The sequence below is a fragment of the Coleofasciculus sp. FACHB-712 genome (genome assembly GCF_014695635.1).
GTDB lineage: Bacteria > Cyanobacteriota > Cyanobacteriia > Cyanobacteriales > FACHB-T130 > FACHB-T130.
The window spans coordinates 1-2,533 of sequence record NZ_JACJOQ010000098.1; the positions used below are offsets into that span (position 1 = coordinate 1).

Annotated in this window: 1 protein-coding gene and 1 pseudogene; both read left to right on the forward strand. The window is 50.9% G+C overall.

The features are described 5' to 3' along the window. A partial coding sequence (locus H6F50_RS02445; protein ID WP_190425952.1) for a S9 family peptidase occupies positions 1 to 1,968 on the forward strand: 1,968 nt, incomplete at its 5' end. After that, positions 1,965 to 2,533: pseudogene (locus H6F50_RS02450) on the forward strand (transposase); the annotation flags it as partial. The gene H6F50_RS02445 and the pseudogene H6F50_RS02450, both read left to right, overlap by 4 nt.

Below are 2,533 nucleotides of genomic sequence, written 5' to 3' on the forward strand. Positions count from 1 at the left end.
TCCTGGAAATCGCCCATCACCTCTGACTTAATTGTTTCTGAAACGATTGGAGTGGGGCAGATTGCCTTTGATGGCGAGGATGTTTACTGGATTGAAGGGCGACCCGCAGAAGCGGGTCGGAGTGTCATTGTGCGACGTACCCCAGATGGGAAAACCATTGATGTCACGCCACCTCCCTTTAACGTCCGCACTCGCGTCAATGAATACGGCGGTGGTGCCTTCTGCGTCGCTGATGGCACCGTTTATTTTTCCAATTTCGCGGATCAGCGCCTTTATCGGCAGACTCCGGGTGCAGAATCGCAACCGCTGACACCAGAAGGAAGCTTCTGCTATGCGGATGGAATAATTGACCGGAAACAGCAGCAGTTGTATGTTGTGCGCGAAGACCACACCACAGGTGATCGCGAACCAGTCAATACCTTAGTTAGCATCAACTTGGAAGATGGGGACGATATTCGGGTGCTGGTGTCTGGAAACGACTTTTATTCATCTCCACGCCTCAGTCCTGACGGTTCTCAACTGGCTTGGTTAACTTGGAATCATCCAAATCTGCCGTGGGATGGAACGGAATTATGGGTCGCAAAGATAACAGCGGATGGTTCCTTGGCTGAAAGCCAACGGGTTGCTGGTAGCGTTGATGAGTCTATTTTTCAGCCAGAATGGTCGCCGGATGGCATTTTACACTTTGTTAGCGATCGCAGTGGCTGGTGGAATCTCTACAGATGGCAATCCCAGCCATCCCTAAAAAGGGGGGGAAAAGACGTTGAACCCCCCTTGACAGGAAAGGACGGGGGAATTGAACCGCTATGCGAAATGGAGGCTGAATTTGGGCTTCCACAGTGGATTTTTGGGATGTCCACCTATGCTTTTGAATCTGAAGAACGGATTATCTGCACCTACACTCAGCAAGGCATTTGGCATCTGGCGAGTCTCGATACGGAGACAGGAAAGCTGGAGAAAATTGAGACGGACTACACTGAAATTTCGTCCCTCAAAGCATCTGCGGGTCGTGTGGGATTTATTGCTGGTTCGCCGACCCAATTTAGCTCGATTATCCAAATGGATATGGCTACGCAGCAGATAGAAGTGTTACAGCGCTCCAGTAAGTTAGAAATTGACGCCGGGTACTTGTCCGCCCCGCAACCGATTGAATTTTCTACCGAGAACGGATTAACCGCTCACGCCTTCTTCTACCCGCCCCAAAACCGCGACTATAGGGCACCCGATGGTGAGTTGCCGCCCTTGGTCGTCAAAAGCCACGGAGGACCGACAGCAGCCACCTCTAGCCAGCTGAACTTGCGGATTCAATACTGGACAAGTCGCGGATTTGCTTATCTAGATGTCAATTATGGCGGCAGCACCGGCTATGGACGCGCCTACCATCAGCGGCTGGATGGGCAGTGGGGGATTGTGGATGTGGATGATTGCGTGAATGGGGCGCGGTATCTGGCTCAGCAAGGCTTGGTCGATGGAAACCGGATGGCGATCGCCGGTGGTAGTGCGGGTGGCTACACGACGCTGTGCGCCCTGACTTTCCGCGATGTCTTCAAGGCAGGTGCGAGTTATTACGGCGTCAGCGACTTAGAGGCGCTGGTCAGAGATACCCACAAATTTGAATCGCGCTATCTGGATCGGCTGATTGGCCCTTACCCACAGCGGCAAGATATTTATCAAAAGCGATCGCCTATTTACTTTACGGAGAATCTCTCTTGTCCGGTCATTTTCTTTCAAGGGCTAGAAGACAAAGTTGTCCCGCCCAACCAAGCGGAGATGATGGTAGAGGCACTACGTGCCAAAGGGTTGCCAGTTGCTTATGTTCCTTTTGAGGGCGAACAGCACGGTTTTCGCCGTTCAGAGAATATTAAACGCGCCATTGATGGGGAGTTTTACTTTTATTCTCGCGTCTTCCGGTTTGAGCTTGCCGATCCAGTGGAGCCAGTTGCGATCGCGAATCTTCCTGAATCATGACCAACCCTCAGGCTGATTACGATAGCCCTTGGAAGGAAGCTTTGGAGATTTATTTTACTGACTTCATGGCTTTCTTCTTCCCGCAAGCTTATGCTGACATCAACTGGTCGCAGGGCTACGAATTTCTCGACACCGAACTTCAACAAGTCGTCCGCGATGCAGAACTGGGGAGGCGTCGAGTCGATAAACTGGTAAAAGTCTGGCGACAAAACGGCGAAGAAACTTGGGTACTGATTCACATCGAAGTTCAAAGCAAAGTCGATGCTAATTTTGCTGAGCGGATGTATGTCTATAATTACCGCCTTTTTGACCGATACCGGCGGCAAGTTGCCAGCTTAGCAGTTTTAGCAGACGAGCAAGTGTCTTGGCGTCCGCAGAGTTATGGCTATGAAATTTGGAGCGCAAGAGTTAGTTTGCGGTTTCCCACTGTCAAACTATTGGACTATGAAGCGCAGTGGCAAAGTTTAGAGCAAAGCACTAATCCTTTTGCTGTCATCATCATGGCTCATCTGAAAGCACAGGCAACGCGCCGCAATCCCGAAGGACGGTTAGAGTGGAAATTGAG